At 55.3% G+C, this 579-nt stretch carries 1 rRNA gene; it reads left to right on the plus strand.

Features of this window, described 5'->3' with window-relative positions:
• Nucleotides 1–579: ribosomal RNA gene (locus ACOYA6_RS23025) — 23S ribosomal RNA — on the plus strand; the annotation flags it as partial.

The following is a 579-nucleotide window of genomic DNA, read 5'->3' on the forward strand; positions in this document are numbered from 1 at the left end:
CCGGGTTGCGGACAGTGTCTGGTGGGTAGTTTGACTGGGGCGGTCTCCTCCTAAAGAGTAACGGAGGAGCACGAAGGTTAGCTAATCCTGGTCGGACATCAGGAGGTTAGTGCAATGGCATAAGCTAGCTTGACTGCGAGAGTGACGGCTCGAGCAGGTGCGAAAGCAGGTCATAGTGATCCGGTGGTTCTGTATGGAAGGGCCATCGCTCAACGGATAAAAGGTACTCCGGGGATAACAGGCTGATACCGCCCAAGAGTTCATATCGACGGCGGTGTTTGGCACCTCGATGTCGGCTCATCACATCCTGGGGCTGAAGTAGGTCCCAAGGGTATGGCTGTTCGCCATTTAAAGTGGTACGCGAGCTGGGTTTAGAACGTCGTGAGACAGTTCGGTCCCTATCTGCCGTGGGCGCTGGAGAATTGAGGGGGGCTGCTCCTAGTACGAGAGGACCGGAGTGGACGCATCACTGGTGTTCGGGTTGTCATGCCAATGGCACTGCCCGGTAGCTAAATGCGGAAGAGATAAGTGCTGAAAGCATCTAAGCACGAAACTTGCCCCGAGATGAGTTCTCCCTGA

The sequence above is a fragment of the Leclercia barmai genome (genome assembly GCF_049312895.1).
Taxonomy (GTDB): domain Bacteria; phylum Pseudomonadota; class Gammaproteobacteria; order Enterobacterales; family Enterobacteriaceae; genus Enterobacter; species Enterobacter barmai.